Annotated in this window: 25 protein-coding genes and 1 pseudogene; 16 read left to right on the top strand and 10 right to left on the bottom strand. The window is 44.4% G+C overall.

Annotation, left to right across the window (positions count from 1 at the left end; genetic code table 11):
• The first annotated feature begins 76 nt into the window (after positions 1–76).
• The gene (locus tag F1644_RS01890) at positions 77–961 is read left to right on the top strand and encodes an IS1595-like element ISPrsp1 family transposase (protein ID WP_009017594.1); all 885 of its coding nucleotides are present in this window, start codon (positions 77–79) and stop codon (positions 959–961) included.
• 59 nt (positions 962–1,020) lie between these two features.
• Complete coding sequence (locus F1644_RS01895) at positions 1,021–1,995, top strand: IS982-like element ISPrsp2 family transposase (protein ID WP_168044303.1); 975 nt, start codon at positions 1,021–1,023, stop codon at positions 1,993–1,995.
• Positions 1,996–2,022: 27 nt separating this feature from the next.
• On the opposite strand, the gene F1644_RS01900 is transcribed toward F1644_RS01895, so the two are convergent.
• Entirely contained in the window at positions 2,023–2,427 is a 405-nt protein-coding gene (locus F1644_RS01900) for a hypothetical protein (RefSeq protein ID WP_009017593.1), read from the bottom strand.
• A 251-nt stretch (positions 2,428–2,678) separates the two neighbouring features.
• Between F1644_RS01900 and F1644_RS01905 the strand changes: the two genes are divergently transcribed.
• Positions 2,679–3,617, top strand: a complete 939-nt coding sequence (locus tag F1644_RS01905; protein ID WP_117589814.1) for a hypothetical protein — start codon at positions 2,679–2,681, stop codon at positions 3,615–3,617.
• A 288-nt stretch (positions 3,618–3,905) separates the two neighbouring features.
• Here the strand turns inward: F1644_RS01905 and F1644_RS01910 are convergent, their stop codons facing one another.
• From F1644_RS01910 to F1644_RS01920, 3 genes are read right to left on the bottom strand one after another with little or no spacing between them, the layout of a single operon-like run.
• The gene (locus F1644_RS01910) at positions 3,906–6,035 is read right to left on the bottom strand and encodes a C13 family peptidase (protein WP_168044305.1); all 2,130 of its coding nucleotides are present in this window, start codon (positions 6,033–6,035) and stop codon (positions 3,906–3,908) included.
• On the bottom strand, positions 6,016–7,035 hold the full coding sequence (locus tag F1644_RS01915) for a BMP family ABC transporter substrate-binding protein (protein ID WP_005832166.1): 1,020 nt from the start codon (positions 7,033–7,035) through the stop codon (positions 6,016–6,018). Before F1644_RS01915 ends, F1644_RS01910 begins: the two co-directional genes overlap by 20 nt.
• Position 7,036: 1 nt before the next feature.
• Positions 7,037–7,585 (bottom strand): zinc ribbon domain-containing protein, encoded by a 549-nt coding sequence (locus F1644_RS01920; RefSeq protein WP_117589815.1) that lies wholly within the window; start codon positions 7,583–7,585, stop codon positions 7,037–7,039.
• 59 nt (positions 7,586–7,644) lie between these two features.
• Between F1644_RS01920 and F1644_RS01925 the strand changes: the two are divergent.
• From F1644_RS01925 to F1644_RS01940, 4 genes and pseudogenes are all read left to right on the top strand, one after another.
• Positions 7,645–8,624: pseudogene (locus tag F1644_RS01925) on the top strand (IS982 family transposase).
• A 133-nt stretch (positions 8,625–8,757) separates the two neighbouring features.
• The gene (locus F1644_RS01930; protein WP_005832172.1) at positions 8,758–10,014 is read left to right on the top strand and encodes an ATP-binding protein; all 1,257 of its coding nucleotides are present in this window, start codon (positions 8,758–8,760) and stop codon (positions 10,012–10,014) included.
• A 58-nt stretch (positions 10,015–10,072) separates the two neighbouring features.
• On the top strand, positions 10,073–11,596 hold the full coding sequence (locus tag F1644_RS01935; RefSeq protein WP_168044307.1) for an RNA-directed DNA polymerase: 1,524 nt from the start codon (positions 10,073–10,075) through the stop codon (positions 11,594–11,596).
• Positions 11,597–11,620: 24 nt separating this feature from the next.
• On the top strand, positions 11,621–12,415 hold the full coding sequence (locus F1644_RS01940; RefSeq protein ID WP_034522585.1) for a TIGR02391 family protein: 795 nt from the start codon (positions 11,621–11,623) through the stop codon (positions 12,413–12,415).
• 72 nt (positions 12,416–12,487) lie between these two features.
• Here F1644_RS01940 and F1644_RS01945 read toward each other — a convergent pair whose 3' ends face one another.
• From F1644_RS01945 to F1644_RS01960, 4 genes are read right to left on the bottom strand one after another with little or no spacing between them, the layout of a single operon-like run.
• A complete protein-coding gene (locus F1644_RS01945; protein WP_005832178.1) occupies positions 12,488–12,754 on the bottom strand; it encodes a hypothetical protein in 267 nt (88 codons plus the stop codon).
• Between the two features lie 2 nt (positions 12,755–12,756).
• Positions 12,757–13,545, bottom strand: coding sequence for a DUF4122 family protein (locus tag F1644_RS01950; protein ID WP_005832180.1), 789 nt, complete (start codon positions 13,543–13,545; stop codon positions 12,757–12,759).
• A gap of 2 nt (positions 13,546–13,547) precedes the next feature.
• Entirely contained in the window at positions 13,548–13,967 is a 420-nt protein-coding gene (locus tag F1644_RS01955) for a DUF3408 domain-containing protein (protein ID WP_005832181.1), read from the bottom strand.
• A gap of 7 nt (positions 13,968–13,974) precedes the next feature.
• On the bottom strand, positions 13,975–14,727 hold the full coding sequence (locus F1644_RS01960) for a ParA family protein (RefSeq protein WP_005832182.1): 753 nt from the start codon (positions 14,725–14,727) through the stop codon (positions 13,975–13,977).
• 609 nt (positions 14,728–15,336) lie between these two features.
• Between F1644_RS01960 and mobA the strand changes: the two genes are divergently transcribed.
• The 7 genes from mobA to F1644_RS01995 all read left to right on the top strand — a co-directional run bounded on the left by mobA (position 15,337) and on the right by F1644_RS01995 (position 20,663).
• A complete protein-coding gene (gene mobA, locus F1644_RS01965) occupies positions 15,337–15,795 on the top strand; it encodes a conjugal transfer protein MobA (protein ID WP_034522587.1) in 459 nt (152 codons plus the stop codon).
• A gap of 1 nt (position 15,796) precedes the next feature.
• Entirely contained in the window at positions 15,797–17,050 is a 1,254-nt protein-coding gene (gene mobB / locus F1644_RS01970) for a conjugal transfer protein MobB (RefSeq protein WP_168044309.1), read from the top strand.
• 34 nt (positions 17,051–17,084) lie between these two features.
• A complete protein-coding gene (mobC, locus tag F1644_RS01975; protein ID WP_004318957.1) occupies positions 17,085–19,109 on the top strand; it encodes a conjugal transfer protein MobC in 2,025 nt (674 codons plus the stop codon).
• Between the two features lie 216 nt (positions 19,110–19,325).
• Positions 19,326–19,589, top strand: coding sequence for a hypothetical protein (locus tag F1644_RS01980; protein WP_004318959.1), 264 nt, complete (start codon positions 19,326–19,328; stop codon positions 19,587–19,589).
• Positions 19,590–19,600: 11 nt separating this feature from the next.
• Positions 19,601–19,855 (top strand): DUF6926 domain-containing protein, encoded by a 255-nt coding sequence (locus F1644_RS01985; protein WP_004318961.1) that lies wholly within the window; start codon positions 19,601–19,603, stop codon positions 19,853–19,855.
• A 10-nt stretch (positions 19,856–19,865) separates the two neighbouring features.
• Positions 19,866–20,354: a hypothetical protein gene (locus tag F1644_RS01990; RefSeq protein WP_004318963.1), complete on the top strand. Its 489-nt coding sequence runs from the start codon at positions 19,866–19,868 to the stop codon at positions 20,352–20,354.
• 18 nt (positions 20,355–20,372) lie between these two features.
• Positions 20,373–20,663: a DUF4120 family protein gene (locus F1644_RS01995; protein WP_005832188.1), complete on the top strand. Its 291-nt coding sequence runs from the start codon at positions 20,373–20,375 to the stop codon at positions 20,661–20,663.
• 111 nt (positions 20,664–20,774) lie between these two features.
• Here the strand turns inward: F1644_RS01995 and F1644_RS02000 are convergent, their stop codons facing one another.
• Together F1644_RS02000 and F1644_RS02005 are read right to left on the bottom strand one after the other, a co-directional pair.
• The gene (locus tag F1644_RS02000) at positions 20,775–22,031 is read right to left on the bottom strand and encodes an ATP-binding protein (protein ID WP_004318967.1); all 1,257 of its coding nucleotides are present in this window, start codon (positions 22,029–22,031) and stop codon (positions 20,775–20,777) included.
• Between the two features lie 276 nt (positions 22,032–22,307).
• On the bottom strand, positions 22,308–22,649 hold the full coding sequence (locus F1644_RS02005) for a hypothetical protein (RefSeq protein WP_034522595.1): 342 nt from the start codon (positions 22,647–22,649) through the stop codon (positions 22,308–22,310).
• Positions 22,650–22,800: 151 nt separating this feature from the next.
• Here F1644_RS02005 and F1644_RS02010 point away from each other — a divergent pair, with 151 nt between their 5' ends.
• Positions 22,801–24,567, top strand: coding sequence for a DUF3945 domain-containing protein (locus tag F1644_RS02010; protein ID WP_004318969.1), 1,767 nt, complete (start codon positions 22,801–22,803; stop codon positions 24,565–24,567).
• A 42-nt stretch (positions 24,568–24,609) separates the two neighbouring features.
• Positions 24,610–24,873, top strand: coding sequence for a DUF4099 domain-containing protein (locus F1644_RS02015; RefSeq protein ID WP_004318970.1), 264 nt, complete (start codon positions 24,610–24,612; stop codon positions 24,871–24,873).
• The last annotated feature ends 94 nt before the right edge of the window (positions 24,874–24,967 follow it).

The following is a 24,967-nucleotide window of genomic DNA, read 5'->3' on the forward strand; positions in this document are numbered from 1 at the left end:
CTGTTGGCGGAATTAAATTATAGGTATAGGCGTTTAGTGCGCACTAACTTTATGGATTTTGCCTACTTTTGCAGGCATGGAACAACGCGATAAATTCAAAGGAGTGGAATCAATCAAATTTTATAGTCGTTTTACCGATGATGCCTCATGCCTTGAGTACTTGTCCTCGATAAAGTGGGCAGACGGCTTCAAATGCAAGAAATGCGGTCATACCAATTATTGCAATGACAGATATCCCTATTCTCGCCGTTGTACACGCTGTAAGTATGACGAGAGCGTTACCAGCGGAAGCATGTTCGACAAGATAAAATTCCCGCTTGTCTACGCTTTCCACATAGCCTTCAAAATATCGACAAAGAAGAAAGGGATGTCCTCTTTGGAACTGGCGGAAGAATATTGTATGCGTCAGAAAACCGTATGGGAATTCAAGCGTAAGATACAGAAAGCCATGCGGAGCAGCGGTAATTATCCTCTTAAAGGAGAGGTACATGTCGATGAGTTTTATATCGGAGGAGAAGAGGAAGGAATCATTGGACGAAGCACGGAAGGCAAAAAGAAGCTTGTGATAGTCGCGTTGGAGATTGTCCGAGACGGCGTGGGACGTGCGTATGCCCAAGTGATAGATGATGCTTCGGCAAGTTCTTTTCGTCCGTTCTTCGACAGATACATATCAAAGGACGCAAAAGTCATAACCGATGAATGGTCAGGCTACCTGCCGTTAAAGAAAGATTATCCAAAATTGGAGCAACGCCCTTCGGATAAGGGCAAAGGGCATCCACAGATTCATATTCACATCATGAACATAAAGGGATGGTTGCGTGGAATACACCACCATTGCTCCAAAGAGCATCTTCAAGGATACCTTGACGAGTATCATTTCAGGTTCAACCGCCGTAATAATATGGACACAATCTTCGATATGCTACTTCGTCGAATGATTTGTCAAAAGAAAACTGACTGATAATCAGCTGTGAATGTAGTGCGCTCTAAACGCCTATACCTATAAATTATAAAAGATTTATGTTTAAAAAGTTGTGCATATTGTTGATATTTAGTAAATTAAAGGTGACTAAACTTTTAATAGACAAATATCGTATGCACAACTTATATGCAATATTCGCAAAATTACTGAACATATGCAAGCAAATTGCCGGCAATTTAGTCAATGAATCCGGGAATGTACCAAGACGAGGAGTCGTCCCTAAATTCTCAGACCTTGAAGTAGTGGCTTTGAACATGGCATCAGAGGCTGTTGGTATTGACAGTGAGTCGCTGTTGTTTGCAAAGCTACAGGAATATAGGGTTGAAATACCCAACCTTATTTCCCGCCGACAATACAATGACAGGCGTAAAATAACTTCCTCCCTATGTAATGCAATCCGAGAAAGAATGGTTTCTAAAATGGATGGTGGTGAAGACTATTTCTGTATTGATTCGAAACCGATAGAAGTATGTCGTATTGCCCGTTCCAAACGTTGCAGTATGGGAAAGAAGGATTTTAGAAAAGCACCTGGGGTAGGATACTGCGCATCACAAAGCATGTATTATTATGGGTGTAAACTCCATGCAGTCTGCGGGTTAAGTGGTATCATCCATTCCTTTGACCTCACTAAGGCAAGTGTGCATGACATTCATTACCTGAAGGATGTGAAAGTGGATTATAGTAATTGTACAGTCATAGGGGACAGAGGATATATAAGTGCCCAAGTGCAATTGAATTTGTTTGAAACTGCCAATATCAGATTGGAGGTACCATACAGATGTAATCAAAAAGAATGGAAGCCAACATTCCCAGCTTTTGCCAAAGCGAGAAAAAGAATTGAAACCCTATTCTCGCAATTGTGTGACCAGTTTATGATTATAAGGAATTATGCGAAAGATACAGATGGATTGTTTGCCCGGATTATTGGGAAGATTAGCGCACTTACAATCCTTCAATATATTAACTACAAAAATGAAAAGCCTATTGGCAGAGTTAAATATGCGCTATTTTAATTCCGCCAACAGGTCATGCTAATAAAACTATATAAAGTTTTCGTTGTCGGCACTGAATGTAGCCGTGCATACCACCTTGCCTGTTCCTACGTTCGTAACCTGGAAGGTGTAATCCCCTTGCCAGGCCTCGCTTTTGAGCGAATCGAATGCTTTCCGGCAAGCCTCGTAAACCTGTTTGTCACATTCTTCTATCGTACCTTTCTTGGTGAAGAGCTTGCCGGTGATACCGAGGGCTGACTGGAAGGCGTTCTCTATTTTCCCCATCTCTTCGAGAAAGTCGGGGTGTGAGGCCGACATGCTGGAGAAGCCGTAGGTGTAAGTCACTTCCGTCACAGGATCGTCATCATCGCTGCAAGCGGTGAAGGTGAAAGTAAGGATGGCGACAGCCATCATCGTCAGCAGTGCTGACATTTTTTTGATTGAACTTTTCATTTTGATTTATTGTTTTTGAAATTTACAATACTTCGGTAAATTTTTACCGAAAAATTAAAAGTTAAACAATAGAACCGGCAAAAGCTGGTTCGAAAACACTAAAGAGGTCATTGAAATGTTGTCAAAAACGAATGGTTAAGCATGAAGAAATGTACTGAAAAAAGAGTGCTAACCTGCTGATAATAAAGGTGGAAAGTATTGCATAATTCGTTGATTTTTAGCAAATTAGAAGTCTCCCAACTCTTCTGATTATGACTAAAGAAACACTCCTTATGCAATACCAATCCGAGTGCCTATCGGCTCTCAAATCAGTCGTGAATATACACAAACCTTTTGAAAAAACGTTCATGGATGCAATGAAATTATTCATGGCCATCCCTGATCGTATAAACTTCCTCCAATTGGGTAGGTATGGACGTTTTTCGGAACAGACCTACCGTAACCTTTTTGAGCATGAAACTTTCGACTGGTTTGCGTTCAACGGCTCTATCATCAGCAAGCATCTCACAGGTAAAAGAAAAGCCATCGCCATCGATCCTTCCTATATCTCCAAATCAGGCAAGAAGACACCTTGGATAGGTTACTTCTGGTCTGGTTGTGCAGGAGAGTACAAGCGTGGATTGGAAATCATGGGCATCGGTGTCATAGACATCGACAACCATGAATGCATGACTTTAGGTTCCATTCAGACACCGGATTGTAAAACCTTGGATAATATGGACAAGAACCTCGTTGACTGGTACAGCAGCTATCTTATCAGTAGAAAAGACAAGATACAGAGCATATCAAGAACGGTGGTTGCAGACGCATTCTTTTCCAAGGAAACATTCATAACGCCTATGTGTGAGAACGATTTCCATGTCATCAGCCGCTTTCGGAATGACGTAATCCTGTACTATCCGACATTGGAACAGAAAACAGGAAAACGTGGCCATCCAAAGTGGTTTGACGGAAGAATCGACTTTGCCAATCTGGATCTGACCCGGTGCAAGGAATACGAGGTGAACAAAGGAAAGCTATACGGATTGAGGGTATATGCAAAAGCTCTCAAAAGGTATGTTTCCTTAGCCATCTGGTATCCGATGGACGGGAGGACAGACAAGTGGCAGCTTTACTTCTCTACAGACGATTCGATGGATGGACGGGAGGTTCTGGATTATTACAGAACCAGGTTCCAATTGGAATTTTGAGAGATGGTAAGCAACATGCAGGAATCACCAACTGTCAGTCAACCGACTTCAGAAAGTTGGATTTTCACTTCAATGCATCGCTTGCTGCTGTCAACTTGGCCAAAGCGGCATGTAAGAGGCTCGGAATAACCTATTCCATATCCTCCTGCAAGTCTTTTATACACAATGCTTATATGCTTGAACGATTTATTTGCGTGTTCGGGATTAACCCAGACATGCAAGTTATTGACAAACTTTTCAAAGAACTCATTTTATTTACTGCCAGAGCCGCTTAGGCGTGGCTATTTTTTAACGAACTATTGAATTTATAAATTCTGACATATTGGCTGAATAAAGATTGCCATAGTTTTCAGCATTATACACCATAACATGGCTTCCGACAGTATTGATGAACAGCCGGTAATAGAGGTCGCGCATAGCCACCTCCTTGTTATCGGTTATTTGTTCGATAAAGGTGGAGGTGAAACGGTTGCTCATCCACACTTTCATCTCTGAATTGAAGACATCAGCCTTGGATGTTTCGTCGCCGTTGGCCGCAGTGACGAACAGCATCCCGGGGATGCCCTCGCACTGCTTCATCACACCGCCCGAAAAACAAGCCTCCACCATCATGAGAAGTTTACGGTAACGCCTTTTGCGGTTCATATCCTCAAAAACAGAAGACAGTTTATCGCCTGTCATGGCGTAAGCTTCCTCATCCCAACACATGGCCCCCGGCACACCGTGTCCGCTCCAGAAAACGAACAGGTTGTCGTTCTCAGTAGATTCGATTACCGTGGGCAGTTTTTCGCTTTTTTCGCCACTGAGAATGGCAAGTATATCTTTTGTATTCAACGATGACATACGATAATCAATCTCTACATTTTCGTATACATTGTTTCCCCCGATAGTCACCTGTATGACTCCCTTGTTGGGATTTGATATATTATCGGCTATGTCATCCTCGACAATGAGAATGATACGGTCGTCGGTATATCCGGCTTGTCTGAGCTGCTGATAGATAGCGAGCACATCTGCCTGATGGCGGTAATTGGTCCATTCCTTGGAGGAAGCGACAAGGAGTGCCCAGTTGCCGGTATGTGCAGAGTAATTGAATTCTCCTGAATTGTCGAAATCCTGCATCCGGGAGGCTTTCCAGTTCCAACCGGCAAGTGTCGCATCCGTGCGGTTCCCCCCGTCGCTGGTGTTATAGTCAAGGATGATGTACTGTCCGTTGTAAACCTTGAAATTATAGTAAGTGGTGGCAAGTACATTGGTAAACACCTTGGCATCGAACCTTAAATGTCCTGACGCTCCACGGACATAGGGCGACTTTCCGGCAGCGAGCGCATCCACCACAAGCCCCATATCCTCACCTGTCCAGCTGCCCATGTTCAAGCCTTCACCCGAAACAACGGCCCTTAATGATTTCTGTAACGACAACTCCGGTCTGAACTGCTGGTACCATGCGGCATAGCCGATGAGCATAGCGGCATCGTAGAGCTGAGATTCTCCAAGAGTAGGCGTAGCATTGAAAAAGGTCCTGTAACTTACGTCAAACCCCGACTCAGGGTCGGCACCAAATGCGACTCCCTCTATGCCTTCGGCGGCATCACCGTGAATCTTGAGTACATCCGCACCGTAGGCGGTATCCGAAAACAACATCCGCGGTACACTGCGCCCGTTCAGACTTTGTGCTTTATGCGCTTCAAGCATCGGCTTCATCTCTTCTATTTCAGAGGGGATACATATCACATACTCTGCACCTGACTGCATGGCTTGGCGAGACACATCAGCTATATTGTCAGAGGTGTAAGCATAGCATCCCATGTTTTCCAAGCCCAGTTCGCGTGCTTGAAATGCGAACCAGTCAATGAACGTTTGTCCGTAACCGTCGTTCTCCTTGACCAAAAGTGCCACACTTTTACCCTCATAGTTAATCACCTTGGAGAGAAGCACCTCACATTGCGTAATGTCGGTCTCGGTCATCGCCCAAAGATAGCCTGTCGATGCGTATGCACGAACCAGTTGTTCGGCGGTGGCGAGAGTGAAGAATGTTTTGCCCACAATAGTCAGTTCCGCCGCGAGGATTGCCGCATTGGAAGAATACAGCCCGCCGATTACGGCATACACCTCGTCGTTGAATGCCAGCGACCGGGCAAGTTCCCGCACATCGGTCTTTGCCTCATCGTAGTATTCAAACTTTAACCTTATACCCGCTTCGTGGTTCTTGAATGCACGCTCAAAGTTGGTTGTAAACATTCCCAATGTCCTTTTCCAATGCACATCAAGCCCTTTCTCCATGGGAAGCACCACGGCAACAACCTTCTCTGTCCACTGCTTGTTGTCAGGAGACAGGGAAGGCTCATCGTCCGAACAGCTCCACAGACCAATCAGGCAGAGGAGCGGTGCAATAAGTTTAATAACCACTTGTTTCATAATACTCTTTCTCAAAAATCATAGCCTGAGGGCGCATTCCATTGACTAAGCTGCTGAAATCATTCACGTATCGGGGTGCGACCAGCCAGTCGGCATACCCGCTTTCAAGACCGTAAAGTTGGTTCTCCGGCATATCCCCTGTGACGACCCATTCCGTCAGATACCTGTAAATCAATTGGTCAATATGCTTAATGACCGAACCCGTAATCCGGTTGGAGAGGCTTGACTGATCGATGTCCATACCTGCAAGGTACGGTGAGACCTCAAATTCACGGGAGTAGCGGTATATACCGGCGTTGGAGCCACCTGCCACCGGAAAGATGAAGTCGTAATCAACCGCCCAATCGCTCATTTTCCGGTAAGCGAGCGAAGCCGACACATATCCCGTCCAATCATCCGCCAGATACTCCACATCGCAGTCGCTGCCATAGCCTGCAATAAAACCGTCCTTGGCTATGTTGATGGGGCTGTCGGTATTATTGGCAAGCAGCACCAGAGGTGTCATCTCAGAACATTTTCTTGCACATACTCCTGCAAGGTATGAAGCCCCGAACATCGAAATCTGGAAGGTATGGATGTTCTCGTCCTTATACTGTTTCCGGCTTTCAAAAAGCAGAATACTTTTGTTGGGTGTCAAGTCGTGTTCTGCCAGATAAAGTTCCGCCATTGGCTCATAATCACTGCTACCTAATACAAAAAGCACGGGTATGCTGCTTTGGGGACGTTCAAGCCAGTCCGCAAAAATTTTCTCAGCCTCTTGCAGGGATTCCGGGGAGTAGATATAGATGTCTATATCTCCGTTTTCCATCTTGAATCTCTGAACACCCTCAAGTATACGGTCATTATAGCTCATGTCACCCAATCCCCCCGGAGAGAAGAGAAAAACAATCTGTGGTGCCGGAGATTCCGGCTCCAACTCATCGGTATGATTACAGGATGACAACGCTCCTGTTACCAGGAACGTTGTCATTGCCAAGATAGCGCGGAAAGTATTGTGCATACTAATCAAACTTATGACCACATTCGGAGCATGTATATGGTCCGGATGCAAATGTTTTCCACTTATGACCACAATTGGGACATTTTTCAGTCCATCTTGCCGGGAAGTATTGGTCTATAGCAAGATTATCCCCGTCCATGTATTCCTCCGGAACGATTACGACTGTCATGTCCGGTTCTTTGAAATTCTTGAGAGCATTGAACGAAACGGTGTAAAAGATACTTTCGTCCGAACCGGGTGTGAGTGAGATTCTGCCGCAGTTGTCAGGGAGTTTGACAGTGCGTTGCTTTCCGTCCCACTGATCGAGAATGAACTTCTCACACACTCCATGGGCAGCCTCCTTTGAGTCTGCTACCAATATAAACCGGGCAGCATCATCCTTTTTCTGATAGAGATTTCCGGCATCAGCTTGGTCGACTATTATCTTGTCGATATTCTCCAACATTTTTTCTCCAAACGGTCCTTGTGGCTCATCGTCGTTGCTGTAAGCAGTGAAAGCGAGCATTGCCATCACTGAAGCAAACATGATTGTTAAAAATTTCTTTACCATAACAAGTTGTTTTTTAATTGATTGTTACCCGTTGGCGGAATTAATTTAAGTTGATAAAGATGAGTAAAAAGTTGCACATATCGTTGATTTTTAGTAACTTAGCGACAATCAAACATTAAGTTCAAACCATCGTATGTACAACCTTTATACAAAATTAAACAAAATACTTGAGATATGCAAGCAATTCTCTGAAAATCTCGTCAATGAATCGGGTAATGTTCCACGCCGTGGTCCTGTTCCTAAGTTTTCTGACTTGGAAGTAGTGGCACTGTCCCTGACAGCAGAGACAGAGAGCATTGATAGTGAGAAGTGGTTGTTCGACTATAAATTGCAAGAGTACAAGGACTGCATTCCCAATCTCATATCAAGGAGACAGTTCAATGACCGCAGGAAGAAAACTGCAGGCTTGTGTGAGGAACTGCGCAAAAGGGTTGCCATGGAAATGGATGGTGGAGAGGAACAATTCTTTGTTGACTCCAAGCCAATAGAGGTCTGTAGGGTTGCAAGAGGGAAACGATGCAAGATGGGACGTACCGGTGATTTCTCGCAAGCTCCAGACTTCGGTTTCTGCGCTTCGCAGAACACGTATTATTTTGGTTATAAGTTACACGCTCTCTGTTGGTTATGTGGAGTTATCCATTCCTATGATCTCTCAAAGGCAAGTGCGGCTGATCTCCATTATATGAAGGATGTGAAACATGCTTATCACGACTGTAGCATCTATGGCGACAAAGGGTATATTGGAGCTGATGTACAGCTTGACTTGTTCGAAACCGCACACATAAGACTGGAGTGTCCGTATCGGCTCAACCAGAAGGACTGGAAGCCGACATTCATTCCGTTTGCAAAGGCAAGAAAGAGGATTGAGACAATATTCTCACAACTTACAGACCAGTTCTTGGCCATCAGAAACTATGCGAAAATAAAGAATGGTTTGTTTGCCAGAATCATCGGCAAAATTAGTGCACTTACCATTCTGCAATACGTAAACTTCATCAACAACAAGCCCATTGGCAGAATTAAGTATGCACTAAATTAATTCCGCCAACGGGTAGTCCATAATATATAAGTGCCAATATTGGCAAAAAAATAATATAATCCTTGCATGGACGGATTATAGTCATTACCTTTGTATTGTAAAAAAATGCCAATATTGGCAGAAATTTAATGTGATGATGGAAATAAAAAGAGACAGATATCTTCAGCAACTGATAGAAAGCCGTCAAGATGGTTTTATCAAGGTAGTGACAGGAATCCGCAGATGCGGCAAGTCATACCTGCTGAATGTTTTATTCTACCACTATTTGTTGGAAAATGGAATTGCAGATGATCACATTATCCGGATTGACCTTGAAGATCGGATGAACAAGGATTTAAGGAATCCGGATATGATGCTTCACTATGTTCACGACAGAATCAAGGACAAGGAACTTTACTATATCATTATTGATGAGGTACAGCTGATGGATGAATTTGTCGATGTATTGAACAGTTTCCGCCATATCGAAAATGCCGATACGTATGTAACAGGAAGCAATTCCCATTTCCTGTCATCCGATATTCCAACGGAGTTTAGAGGCCGGGGAGAGACGATTCATGTAAATCCTCTGTCTTTTTCTGAATTTTATTTGGCTAAAGGTGGAGACAAACAAGATGCGTGGCGCGAATACTTCACCTACGGTGGTTTACCTCTTGTCCAGTCATTTGAAACCGAACAAAAGAAGATAAACTATCTGAAAAATCTATTTGAGACTGTTTATTTGGCAGATATTATCGAGAGGCACAAAATCAAGAATGAGAATGAAATGCGTGAATTACTTCTCATTATGGCATCATCTATAGGTGCTCCATGCAACCCTACAAAATTGTCGAATACTTTCAAAAGTTTGAAAAATGTGAAAATTGGCAGTCAAACTATTTCCAAATATCTGAACTACTTGTCAGAATCGTTCCTCTTGAATAGGGCTGTACGTTACGACGTTAAAGGAAAGAAGTACATCAATACGCTTTCCAAGTATTATTTTACGGACATTGGCTTAAGAAATGCCATTCTTGATATGCGCCAACAAGAGGAAACGCATATCATGGAAAACATCATTTACAATGAATTGATTGTCCGTGGTTATAGTGTCGATGTTGGAATGGTGGAGATAAAGAAGCCGGATAAGGACGGGAAGTGGACTCGCATCCACCTTGAAGTGGATTTTATAGCGACTCTTGGCAGCAAGAAGTACTATATACAGTCGGCATTGTCTATACCGGATAGAGAGAAAGAAATACAGGAATCCCGTTCGTTGACGAATATCAATGATTCATTCAAGAAAATCATTGTTGTCAAAGATCACATTATGCCTCGCCGAAATGAGGAAGGGATTCTCACAGTCGGGTTATTTGATTTCTTACTCAAAGAAGATAGTTTAGATATATAAACACATAAGTGTCGTCAATAATAAAAGTCAATCAGAAAAATATAGTAAAATATTGTCGATGAAGACCATTCTTGAACTTTCGCATATAAAAGCAAGACAGTATTTCTTGGAATCGCAAAACTATTGTAATATGCAGTTTCCCAAATACATAGATTTTAAGCCCGTGATAGAATATGTCCAAAATTCTGTCGGAAATAAAGAATTGAGAGACATTCTAAAAGATCCTAAGAGAATGCCTTCTGATTATGAAAACGTAAATCATAAGATGTTAGTCAAGAAGGATGCACAGTATTCATATAGGCCTATTCAGTTAATTAATCCATACCTTTATTATCTGCTTGTCAAGGCTATGACAAATAAGAGTAGTTGGAAGGAGATAAAAGATCGCTTTGCTGAGCTGAAAGTACCAAACATAGAAGTTGCGAGTATTCCTAAAGTTAAAGGAGACACAGACAAATCACATATGTCAGCATCAGTAAGTTCTTGGTGGGAAAATGTTGAACAAAGAAGCCTTGAGTTAGCTTTGTCTTATAGATATATGTTTGTTACCGATATTACGAATTGTTACTGTGCTATATATACTCATACCATTGCGTGGGCATTGATGGGAAAAGAACAAGCTAAAGAAAAACGCAATAAGTCAGGACTATTGGGAAATATTATTGACAACTATATGCAAGGTATGCAATATGGTCAAACAAATGGTATACCTCAGGGAAGTACGTTATCTGACTTTATTGCAAAAATAGTACTTGCGTATGCAGATAAGCTACTTAGCGAAAGACTAAATACAAATGGAATATCTAACTATCATATAGTAAGATACCGAGATGACTATCGTATTTTTTGCAATTCAAAAGAGGATACAGAACGAATAGCATTCTTTCTTCAAGAAGTTCTTGCAGAACTCAATTTTCAATTGAATGGGAAAAAGACATATCTGACAGAAGATGTCATCAGTGATTCTATAAAACCTGATAAGAAAGCATATATTTCAGAAGGTCCAATTTATAGGAAAACGCAGAAAAGGATATACTCTACAATGTCCAATCTTCAGCAGGAGGCTCTTTTTATATACCAATTTTCCAAAAAACATCCAAACAGCGGTACACTAATAAAACTTTTAACAACTTTTGCCCAAAGATTGAACAAAAAAATTGCGATTTGTGGCGATTACCTTGTGATGATATCAATTTTCACAGAAATAGCACTATATAGTCCGAAAACGTACAAGGTAATTCTTTCTATCATCAGTAAACTCCTTAGTAAAATTCCTTCGACAGATGAAAGAGAGCGAATTGTTAATAATGTTTATGCGAAGTTTCAGAGGTTTCCGAATATTGGCGAAATTCAAATATGGATTCAACGTATAGCATTTAATTTGCCTCACCCTGTTACATATACTGAAAATATATGTAAAATCGTAAATGGTGAGACTGGCGTTAATTTATGGAATAATGATTGGGTAGATGAACCCTATAAGGGTGCGTTTCCTCAATATAAAATTTGCACTGAATGGGTAAGGGATAGTTACACTCCAGTAATAGACATTGATGAAATTAGTTTGTTCAACATTTATTGATAACACTTATATATATTGACAGTTATGGAACTAAGATATTGCTTAAACCAAGGTATATTGGAACGTATTTCAAAAATACTAGGAGATACATCGAATGGACTTACTGGATCTGAAATATCTTATTTCCTTCAGCAGTGTAATATTAAAGATGTGACTCCTGAAATAACGAAATGGAAAAGGCTTTACAGTGCACTTGCATCCGTTCAGAACTTTGATAAATGTTCAAACAAAATATTGAGATTCATCCAAATTGTATTGAACCCTGCGCGTTTTACAGATAATCAAATTTTTGAGACAAAAAGAAAGGCGATTAATGAATGCCTATCTTATGTAGGTTATGAATTACAATCAAACGGCCGTTTTAGGGTCGTTACTACTGCAAAAACTATTAGTGAAGCCCAACAACGTGCAAATGACCTTTTAGTAAATCTTCAGATGAGGAATGCACATCAAGAAATATTCAAATATTGCACAACAGAACTAGTTGATAAGAACTACTTTCATGCTGTATTTGAAGCTTGCAAAGGGTTATTTGCAAGAATACGGCAACTGTCATTAATTAATACTGATGGAATACGGTTAGTGGAATATGTGTTTAATCATCCTATATTGGTAATCAATTCGTATAAATCCAAACAGGAAAAAGATGAACAGAAAGGTTTCGAGGCAATCTTAGAAGGTTTGTGCAATATGTTTAGGAATCCAGAAGCTCATCAACCAAAAATTGAGTGGCCAGTGAGTGAACAAGATGCTTTAGAAATTTTGTCTTTGATTTCTTACTGTCATAGGAGATTAGATAATGCCAAAAGAGTTGAATAATACTTAAAAATCAAAGGCAGGCCGATATCACATCGACATGCCTTCTGAAACTATGACAGCAAAAAGAAACAATTAAACGAATTCATCTATATCGAATGCCTCTGTCTTATTTTTTGTATTATCCATTTCTGAAATTTGCGAGTCATCACAAAGCATACTATCAATAAGATTTCCTATCTTCTTTTTGATAGCGTCTTCATTCCGCATAATTCTGATGACTTCTTCTTCAGATAGACAGATGCGTGGGGCACGAACTGCAGGATTTCTTTTTATGCCAAAAGATTCTGCTTCTGACTGCGGTACTGCTTGTTGTTTTTTGTCCTTCATATTCGATTCCATATTTACATGTATTTATTCCAATCAATTCCAATCTGTTCCAAAGACTGTTTTGATGTCTCTTTTCCATTTGGCATATTTTCTTTGAGCAGTTTTTCCAATTGGCTTTGAGTACTCAGTTCGGTTGAAAAAAAACTGAACAGGTCTGTATCCTGAAGTTGGTACAGGGTTTCGGCAGCATTTCGGATTTTCTTTCTGTCATCCGTTCCCGAAATAAGCACATCAGCGACATTGTTCAGTTCTTCAAAAGTCAATGCCCTTGAAAAATCCGGGTCAGGAACGCACCCGTCATTTGACATGAGTTCCCGTTTTTCTGATTCAGTCAGTCCTTTTTTGGGAGTAAAGTCATCAATCACGTCATCCGTATTTATATCCTTATCCTCCTCTATGGGTTCCTTTTTCATAGGTTCAGAACGTGTGGGAGTTTTTCTCGCCACTTCCGGGTCTTCAAGATAGACTATCTTCGTCTTGCCGATTACTTCATTGTACTCGTCCAGGGGATTCGGCTGCGTTTCGGTTTTCTTTTCATGCCCGACTTTTAGGATATCGTTCTCCGCTTGTGCGATCCATGCTTCAGCCTTGTCCAGTCTTGCCCTATACCGGGCTTTCCTTGCTTTTTCCACCATTCGTTTTTTACGTGATTTCCATAACCGGATACGTGCCATACGCATATAACGAAGCTGATTGTCCCAGAATTTATAAACTTTCGGACTGAATATAAACATCCATACCTTATATAATATATAGGTTGCCGACATGGCTTTTACTGAAAAATAAATTAATGTTGTTTCCATGACTATTGAATTTTAGGGGGTGAAAAACGGTCTTTATACATTCGGGTGATTTCCTCGATGTTGAGTTCTATATGCTCGGCTATGATGTTACTGATATAGCTCGCGATACTTACTTCGGGAGCTATCACATTGAGATAATTCTTTATCTCGTCGTACAGCTTGCGGTTCAGGTACACCTGGATACGTCCGGGCATGGGGGTATTCACCAGATACTTCTGACGGAAACCGCTTTCACTTTTACGCTTTGGGTGAGGTTCGGGATTTTCCGAGGCTGTTTCCTTTTCCTTATCCGGCCTTTTATCGGTTTCCTCTGCTGGAACTTCTACCACGATGACATCCTCTTTCTCAATGGCATCAGGAATGTTACCGACCATATACCCCCTGATTTCCTCTTCATTTACTTTTACTATATTCTTTGCCATACCTCAATTACAGGTTAAATTTTACAATCAGTTCATTTGCCAGTTCCTGCAATCCGCTGCCTTTAAGTTGTCCTGCCGGCGGTGGAAGGAGTGAACAGCGGAAATAGGTGCGGGTCCGGGATGAGAGTTCCTTGTCATAACGGCAGAGGTCCGGAATGGCTGAATCCAGAATTTTCAGCCCCTGTTTCTTCATCAGTGCCATATAGTTGTCAAGCACTTCAGTATTGCTTCTTTTCTTTACCTTGGTCCAGAACAGGAACACGTCTTTCAAAGGAATATTCTTCCGGTTTTCCAAAAACTTCATGACGCTTTTGGCAAAGACAAAACTGCTGTCCATAACGAAATTGTCAGCGGCAATGGGGGTCAATACATAATCCACATTGAAAATGGTCTGCAACACACCGGATATGTCCATAGACCCTGGCAAATCTATGAAAACGATATCAAAATCTGCTTTTGCCGCCAACTCTCCGGCCACCTGGCGTGCATTCTCCGGCTTTGCCTGCCTGATAGGATAAATCCTGCACCCCCTAAGCCTCTGCTCTTCCAACAGCACCATGTACTTCTTGTTCTTCTCCACCATCTCCATGTCCCGTTCCCTCAGATTGAACAGGCTGCGCTGGGTGGAGTCACAATCAACGATGGCCACACTCTTATCCATCGAATAATTCAGGAGACTGGCAAGCGTTACCAGCATGGTACTTTTGCCGACCCCACCTTTCTGGTTGCTGACCGCAACGAATAACGGATTCTTCTTCATAACTGAACTTTTTTAATGGTTTATTACACTATTGTTTTACTTGTCTGTTATTTACTTTGTGACAAGGTTTGTTAGTGATATGGTTACTTTGTGCTCACCAACCGGCAAACCGACCAACCGATAGTTATCTGCCCTAACAAAGCAAGTAAACAATCACTGCCCACCTGTTGCAACAAGTGTTTTCGCTAACCAGCAATACAACGGACAGTTACTTGACTATTGGTTTGTTTTACCGTTTATGTTGCAAATAAAAAGGTATTTTTTCATATCATCACTATGTTTCAAGGGAGGTGACGACCTGTGTCACCATATGTCATCACGTTACATATAACCCGCTATTTTACAACAGGATAAACCGCCATAACTTTGCACCGACAACGGAACGGATACCGCTGCGGAGGTTTCCCGAAGCCGAAGAATGAGGCTGAAGGTCAAAATTTAATTTGACGAAGGAAAATTCATTACCAAGCGGTAATAGCAAGTTGTGTTTTGAGGCACCCGAAATGAATTCGGGCACTCAAAACAACTTGCCGCTCGCCTGCCGGCTCAGGGTGGGATTCACTCCAAAGTCGTGAATCCATGACGGAAGATCAGAAACAAAAAACATCAATGCGTATGGAAGAAAACAAGAACAGAAAAACAAGAAAAGGTGTAGGGCGGAAACCGAAAACCGACCCTGCCGTGTACCGTTATGTGGTGCGGCTAAACTCGGAAGAGAACGTAAAGTTCGATATCCAGTTTCAAAAATCGGGACTGAGGGAACGCTCCAAATTCATCAAAGCAATGATTTTCGGAAAGGAAATCAAGGTGGTCAGAATCGACAAGGCGACGATGGACTACTATGTCCGCCTTACCAATTTCTACCACCAGTTCCAGGCCATCGGCAACAACTACAACCAGACGGTCAAGGCAATCAAGAACAATTTCGGGGAGAAACGGGCATACGCCCTGCTCCGCAATCTGGAAAAGACGACCATAGATCTGGTGGTGCTGAGCAAGCGGATCATCATGCTGACCCATGAGTTTGAGGAAACCTACCTTATCAAAAAGCAGAGGGAGGAGGAATGACATGGTGGCGAAAATCAACAGGGGCGCCTCGCTCTATGGGGCTGTCATCTACAACCAGCAGAAAGTGGACGACTCCACGGCACGCATCATTTCGGGCAACCGCATGATTGCCGATGTCACGGGTAATCCGGAGCAGGTCATGAGGAACACGCTTTGGGCATTCGAGAACTACCTGCTCGCCAACAAGAATACGGAAAAGCCCATACTGCATATATCCCTTAATCCTTCTGTGGACGACAAACTGACCGATAGCCAGTTTGCGGATTTGGCAAGGGAGTATATGCAACGCATGGGCTACGGCGACCAGCCTTACATCGTGTATATCCACGAGGACATAGACCGCAGGCATATCCATATCGTTTCCACCTGCGTGAACGAGAAAGGGGAAAAGATAAATGACGCCTACGAGTGGAATCGCTCGATGAAAGCCTGCCGGGAACTGGAACGCAAGTTCGGACTGAAGCAGGTGGAGGACAAACGCAGGGAAATGTTGGAACCATATCTGAAAAAAGCAGACTATCAGAATGGCGATGTAAAGCAACAAGTTTCCAACATCCTCAAGAGCGTATTCTCCACTTACCGCTTTCAGTCATTCGGGGAGTACAGCGCGTTGCTGTCCTGCTTCAACATCGAGGCGAAGCAGGTCAGGGGCGAATTTGAAGGGACGCCTTACAACGGCATTGTCTATACCATGACAGACGATACAGGCAAGCCGGTATGTACGCCCATCAAGTCCTCCCTTATCGGAAAACGCTTCGGCTATGAAGGACTGGAAAAGCGTATCGGATTCAATGCCCGTGAATACAAGGACAAGAAATGGCAGCCCAAGATACGGAACGGTGTCGCACTCGCCATGCACGGCTGCCGGGGCAACCGGGAGGACTTCATCCGCCTGCTCAACAGGCAGGGAATAGACGTGGTATTCCGTGAAAATAATGAAGGCCGCATTTACGGTGCTACTTTCATCGACCACAAGAACAGGGAGGTGTATAACGGCTCGCGGCTCGGAAAGGAGTTCTCGGCAAATGCCTTTGAACGATTGTTCAATGGGCCGAACAATATTCCTGACTTGGATGCTCCCACACCGGAAATCAGCAGGCAAAGCAGTTTCTCTGCCGACATGGAAAACGCCATCGGGCAGGCTTTCGGAATCTTCGATTTTGAAGCCAATGGTCCCGACCCGCAGGAAGAGGCTCTCGCACGCAGGCTGCAACGCAAGAAGAAAAAGAAACGCCGCTCACGGGGTATCTCCTGAAAACAGTATTCATTCACCATTAAAATTATTCAATATGCAACAAGAAGATGATTTGAGAGGATTGGCAAAGGTCATGGAGTTCATGCGTGCCATATCCATCGTGTTTGTCGTCATCCACGTTTATTGGTTCTGTTACCGGGCATTCGTGGATGCGGGTATCAACATCGGAGTGGTCGATAAGATACTCCTGAATTTCCAGAGGACGGCGGGGCTTTTCAGCAACCTGCTGGTGACAAAAGTATTCGCCGTCATATTCCTTGCCCTGTCATGTTTGGGCACGAAGGGCGTGAAGAACCAGAAGATGACCTGGCGGAAGATATATACCGCCTTCCTTTCGGGGCTTGTATTGTTCTTCATGAACTGGTGGATGCTTGATTTGCCGTTCAATCCTACGGTCAATGCCGCCATTTACACGGTAACGCTGACCGCCGGGTACATCCTTCTTTTGATGTCGGGCGTATGGATAAGCCGTATGCTGAAACACAACCTTATGGAGGACGTGTTCAACACCGCCAACGAGAGTTTCATGCAGGAAACCCGCTTTATGGAAAACGAGTATTCCGTCAACCTGCCGACCAAGTTCGTGTATCAGGGCAAGGAATGGGACGGATGGATCAACGTTGTAAACGTTTTTCGTGCGTCCATCGTGCTTGGAACACCGGGCAGCGGGAAATCCTACGCGGTGGTAAACAACTACATCAAACAGCAAATCGAGAAATCCTTTGCCATGTACATTTATGATTACAAGTTTCCGGATTTATCCGAAATAGCTTATAATCACCTGCTTAAACACAAGGAACATTACAAGGTTAAACCGGAGTTCTATGTCATAAACTTCGATGACCCCCGACGCTCGCACAGGTGCAATCCCATCAATCCCAAATTCATGGTGGATATTTCCGATGCCTACGAATCCGCCTACACGATAATGCTCAATTTGAACAAGACCTGGATACAGAAACAGGGTGATTTCTTCGTGGAGTCACCGATTATCCTGCTCGCGGCGATTATCTGGTACTTGCGGATTTACAAAGACGGCAAGTATTGCACCTTCCCCCACGCGATAGAATTTCTTAACAAGCCGTATGCCGATATCTTCACGATTCTTACCTCTTATCCCTCGCTGGAAAACTACCTTTCCCCATTCATGGATGCCTGGCAATCTGGAGCGCAAGATCAGCTCCAGGGCCAGATAGCGTCCGCAAAAATTCCGCTTTCGAGGATGATTTCACCCCAGTTGTATTGGGTGATGACGGGCGATGATTTTACACTTGATCTGAACAATCCGGAACAGCCCAAAATCCTCTGTGTGGGAAACAATCCTGACAGGCAGAACATCTATTCGGCGGCCTTGGGACTGTACAATTCCCGTATCGTGAAGTTGGTGAACAAGAAGGGACAGCTGAAGAGTTCCATTATTATAGACGAGCTACCGACCATCTATTTCCGCGGCATCGACAACCTGATAGCCACCGCCCGAAGCAACAAGGTGGCGGTATGTCTCGGCTTCCAGGACTTCTCGCAGCTGACCCGTGACTACGGTGAAAAAGAGGCGAAAGTGATCCAAAATACAGTCGGCAATATTTTCTCCGGACAGGTGGTAGGCGAAACGGCAAAGAACCTTTCGGAGCGTTTCGGCAAAATCCTTCAGCAAAGGCAGTCCATATCCATCAACCGGCAGGACACATCCACCTCCATCAACACGCAATTGGATTCCCTGATACCCGCTTCCAAGATTGCCAACCTCTCGCAGGGTACATTCGTGGGCAGCGTGGCGGACAACTTCGGTGAGGAAATCGAGCAGAAGATTTTCCATGCCCGTATCATCGTCGATAACGAGAAGGTGGCGGCGGAGACCAGAGCCTACAAAAAAATCCCTGTCATCAACGAGTTCAAGGATGCAGACGGTAACGACATCATGCAGCAGCAGATAGACCGCAACTACTCCCGTATCAAGGCGGACGTACTGCAAATAATTGAAGATGAGATGGAAAGAATTGCCAATGACCCGGATTTGAAACACCTGATTCCACAGGAGGACGGAAAAAAAGAGGAATAGGACACCGCTGTTTTATTTCAGCCTGCAAAGTTCGTCCCGTGCCTTATGGATTGTGCAAGGCCGGGCCCTTCGGGTTTCGCGGAAAAATCATCCTCGCTGCGCTTGCGGTATTTTTCCCGAAAGCCTTGCGCAATCCGGCACGGAACGGCGGGGCAGGCAAGAAATAAAATCTCGGCTCTACAAAGCCGGGGATGTCTAACTCAAAAAACAAAAGGTATGAGCAGAAGCAACTTTACACCGATGGGACGGTTCAAAGAGATAATCGACCGATACGGACTGAAACTGATGGAGGTGGGAACCAACCACCTGAGAATATTCGCTGACAACAGGAAGCTGTTCGACTACTATCCGCTACGGATGAAACTGTTCGATTACCGACAGTGGAAACAGCTGACCTACCCGTCACTCATTGAGGGGGCGGACAAGTGGGAAACGGAGCTTGACGAAATTATAAAAAGACTTATGGTTTCACCCCAATAATCAGCAGGACTATGAATAACAATAACAGCAAGACGATCGTTTGGGACAACATTCCCGAATGGGCGATTTTTTCATTGGAGTACGGCATCGACGAGGAACTGTTCCTGCCCGATGAAGACAAGGAGATGATAACCAAGTTCATCGTTGAAAACTTTCCGAACGGTTACACCATGTCGGTGGATTGGGAGTCATACAACGAATTCGACACCAATCCGGCATTCGGAAAGGCGTGCAAGACTTATAAGGTAACTTTCTGTATCCTATAAAAACATTGACATGAAGAAGATAACATTAAGCGAATACAATTCCATATCTGAAGCCTATCGCGGGGTATGGACTACCGAGCGTTGGGATATACCCGACTGGGCGGAAATGCGTAAAAAACACATCGGCAAACGCACCATGATGGTATATGATAATGGTACTTGCCTGCTGGTCGAAGGGCTGGGTTTTGAAATCGTGGATGACAGTTCATGGAAAAAGCCGGATGAGGTCAGAAAGGAAATCGGAAGCCATTATCTTAAATTCTATACAGAAAAAGGATGTGAACCTCATTACGCGGATTGCGTGATACGGTGGAACGATACGTTGGAAACGGAAGAGGCAAGAATTGCTTTGGCTATGGATGCCGATACGGAAAAGGACGATGAAATATTCTTCTACTGCGACAGCCTGAATGATATGAAATCCATGGCGGACAAAGGCAGGGAAGATTTCACCATAGCAGAGTGTATCGGTTTCGGAACATACGAAGAACTATTATAAATCCAATTAAATCATGTTATGAAAATCAGATGTCAGGAACACTACGATAAGGTAGTGGAGTACGCCAAAAGTATCGGCGACACAACATTTCAGAATTGCATTGAACGCCTCAAACAATGGGAGAAGAACTCAAACGGCAGGTATGAAATTGAACTCTACCGGGATTTCGCCCCACATTCATTCGGTTTTGCGGAAGTGGCCGCTAACGGAAGCAGCGGTATTGTCGGAGGATTGCTTTACCATGGAAAACCGGACCAGTCTTATGCGGTTACACTGACTCCCATACACGGCTGGAGTATACATACTTGAACTTGTATATCTCTAAAAGGAATCCTGGATTATAAAAATGATGCGTAGGTCATCTTGTATAGAGACCTACGCACCATTTTTAGCACACCATTTTGCCCATATTGTAATTATTTACAATAGCCCCATTTCTGTATCTTTAAGGAAGTCAATCACATTCATGATTGATATGCCATCAGTATTCACATAAGAAGGGGTTAAGCCTCCAACTATGACTATTTTAGGGAATCCATCATTGATATGACGAAGTGAATTTGTTTCCTGATCAATTTTCTCAGGAGTAGGCATATCAAGTGCTGATTGTATATACATACGTTTGTTCCCACTGTTACAAATAAAATCCACTTCCAATAGTTTTCGTATTTTCTTTCCTTCGGCATTTGTTGTTCTCACCTCCACTTGCCCGACATCAACAGAATACCCTCTGATACGCAGTTCATTATATATAATATTTTCCATAAGGTGGCCACCGTCAATCTGACGATAATTCAGACGGGCATTGCGCAATCCTACATCTTCAAAATAGTATTTTGAAGGTGTATTGATGTAATGCTTACCTTTAATGTCATACCGAATGGCTTTTTCCACCATAAACGCATCTTGTAACATCCCGAGATAACTCTGTATGGTTGTATCTGAGATACTATGACCTTTCACAGATTTGAATGTATTTTCAAGGTTTGTCGGATTTGTCAGGCAACCGATATTAGAAGCTATAATGTCTATAAGTTCGTTCAAATCATCATCATTCCTAATATTATACCGTTCTTTTATATCGCGTATATAAGTACCCTGAAACAATGATTTAAGATAGTTTTCTTTCTTCTTTTTGTCAGAAAAAGACACAATCTGCGGCATTCCTCCATAAATCATATAGTCTTGCAGAGCGTTAAGTTCGCTTGCGTACTGTCCTGTCTTGAGAAATTCCGAAAAACTTAAAGGATGTACTCTGATTTCATATCCTCGACCACGAAATTCGGTTTTTACATCACTGGATAGCATTCGACTATTACTACCGGTCACATATACATCTGCATTTTTAATTTTCAGATAGCTATTGAGTACATCTTCAAATTCTGGAACAAGTTGAATCTCATCCAATAGTATGTAGTACATATCGTTATCTACAATATGCCCGTCAATATAATCCAATAATGTGTCCGGATTCCTGAGATCTTTACTACGTCGGTTTTCCAAATCTACTTGAATAACATGATCTTCATTCACGCCATTATCAAGTAATGATTGTTTGAATAACTCAAATAGAAGGTAAGATTTTCCACAACGTCGTACACCGGTAATAATCTTAATCATTCCGTTGTGCATCACACTTTGCAGCTCTTGTAAGTATTTGTCTCTTGGTATTTTCATGTTGCAAAAGTAGTAAAAATTATCTGTAGTGCGATTATTCTATTGGAAAAAAATGGGAAAAGTACCAAATTTCTCCAATAGCAATAGCCGGGCTTATTAATGTCGCTTCGCTTACCAAGTCCCATCAAGAAGGTAACTCGGAGGGCGAATACCTGCACGTTCAAGCCTTCGGTTTTCGGGACATAAAATTCCCTGCGGTAATTTTCCGCCCGAAAAAACGCTCCGGTATTGCCGTCCGAGTTGCGGAAAGGTTTGGGACTTGGCAAGCGAAGCGACCTACGACGCATAATACAAGGTCAATGAAAAAATCTGCCGGGGGATATTTTGCCGCGTTATGATATCCCAATGGGTCACGCCACCCGGAGTTTTCCAAACAAAATCTTCTTCCTGTCCCATCAGGGGATACCTCAAACGGGGACAAGGGCTGCGCTCGCTCCCAACTCTGCATATTACAGTTTTTCCTTTGCCGTTTGCGTGCCGTCCTTGCGGTTTGCCTCCGTTTTCCGTGTCGTCCCTGCCGTTTTTCCTCGATTGGTTGCGGCTGTCCGTACGCTTCCCCCTTTTTTCCGCTTTCGGGCTTTGGTGCGTTGTTCCGGCTTCTCCCTCCGTTTTTCCCATTTTCCGGCCCACACTCTTTCCTCTCGCGGTGAAACATGATGACACTTGATGAAATGGATAGCCTAACGCATTGAAACATAGTCATTTATCAAAATTATGCCTATATATTTGCGGTGACAACAACAATTATCAACGCTAAAAACTCAAAGTTATGGCAAAGAAAAACGTGAGGGACGAACCCCTCAAACCGCAAGTCACCGAGAACGAGCAGATGAGTGACATCGTCCTTATCCTCGACAAGATGGAGCTGCTCCTCCAGGCGGTCAGCAAGCTCGACAAGGACGGCAGGTACGAAACAGTGCCGGCAGACAAGGAGCACCGCAACTCCTTCCTCAAAATCGACCGCTACGCGAACATGTTCGAGAATTTCCTGAAGAACTTCTGGAGCCAGCTCAAGGACCCGACACGCTTCGGCATCCTTTCCATCAAGGAAGACACGCTGGACGACCCGAAAGTGCGGCAGGCCGTCGAAGACCTCGCCGCCGGAAAAAAGACAGACGCGGTGGAGGAATTCCTCAAACAGTACGAGATTGTCCCCCGCGACAAGGAAAACCAAAGTATCAACCATCAAAATCAAGAAGAAATGGCAAAGAAAAACGAAACACAGCAGCAGGCCGCCCAAGGTGACGGCACGCAGCAGCAGCCCCAGTACCGCTACAACGAGTCCATGATCAACTGGGAGCAGCTGAAGAACTTCGGGCTCTCCCGTGAAGAACTCCAGGAACGGGGGCTGCTCGACCAGATGCTCAGGGGCTACAAGACCAACCAGGTCGTGCCCATCAGCATGAACTTCGGCTCCGCCGTGCTACGCACCGACGCGAGGCTCTCGTTCCAGCAGTCCCGCTCCGGAGACATCGTGCTGGGCATCCACGGTATCCGGCAGAAACCCGACCTCGACCGTCCCTACTTCGGGCACATCTTCTCGGACGAGGACAAGAAAAATTTGCTTGAGACGGGCAACATGGGGCGTGTCGTGGAACTGAAGAACCGCAACGGCGAGTATGTCCCCTCTTTCGTCAGCATCGACAAGCTGACCAACGAGGTGGTGGCGATGAAAGCCGAGAATGTCTTCATACCGCGTGAAATCAGCGGAGTTGAACTGACCGAGCAGGAGCAGAACGACCTGCGGGAAGGCAAGAAGATATTCGTCGAAGGAATGACAGCCAGATCGGGCAACCCGTTCGACGCCCACCTCCAGGTCAACGCCGAGCGCAGGGGCGTGGAATTCATCTTCGAGAACGACAAGCTCTTCAACCGGCAGTCTTTGGGAGGCGTCGAACTGACCAAGAAGCAGATTGACGACCTGAACGAGGGCAAGGCCATCTTCGTGGAGGGCATGAAGCGCAAGGACGGGGAACTGTTCTCCTCCTACGTGAAACTCGACGAGGCGACAGGCCGTCCGTCCTACACCCGCTACAATCCCGACTCCCCGGAAGGCGCACGGGAAATCTACATCCCGAATGAAATCAATGGCGTGAAAATCACTCCCGAGGAACAGAAAGAGTTGCGCGAAGGGAAGCCCATCTTCCTCAACGACATGGTGAACCGCAAGGGAGAGGAATTCTCCTCGTTCATCAAGGCAGACCTCGAAACGGGCAGGCTGAGCTACTCGCGCACCCGGGACGGCTTCGACCAGCGCGAGGAGTTCAAGATACCGGCCAAGGTATGGGACGTAGAGCTTACCCGCAAGCAGCGTGCCGACCTCCAGAGCGGCAAGGCGGTGCTGGTCGAGGGCATCAAGGGGTATGACGGCAAGACCATCTCGCAGTACGTCAAGGCGAACTTCAACCAGGGCAGACTGGACTTCTACAACGAGAATCCCGACCGCAGACGCGACGCCTCGCAGCGCAACGTGGTGTCCGCCACACAAAGACAGGGAGAGGAAAACCGCCAATCCAGGGGGGCGAGCATAGCCTGACGGTCAAAGCAAAACGAATGTTGAACCCAAAAGAATCAGAACATGGAAATGAACAAGGAAAACAACACGCCTTTCAAGGCGGAAGACGTGAACTGGGACGAGCTGGCAGCCATCGGCATTCTGAAGGATGAACTGGAAATGGCCGGGGAACTCGATACGCTGCTCAGCGGTGAGAAGACAAACGTGGTATCGCTCAGCCTGGTGCTGCTCGGCGTGGACGTGGTGATGGACGCCACACTCCAGTTGGTACGCAAGGACGGCGACCCGCTGCTCGAAATCCTCGGTATCAAGCCCGTGGAACAGTAACCCCGCCTTCTTATAATATGTAAACCGAATGTATAACCGCCGTTTCCCGTCTTCGCGTACCGGCAAGCGGGAAACGGCTTAAATTTTATCCGAA

Origin of the sequence: Butyricimonas paravirosa (genome assembly GCF_032878955.1) — a bacterium.
In the GTDB taxonomy this organism is placed as follows: domain Bacteria; phylum Bacteroidota; class Bacteroidia; order Bacteroidales; family Marinifilaceae; genus Butyricimonas; species Butyricimonas paravirosa.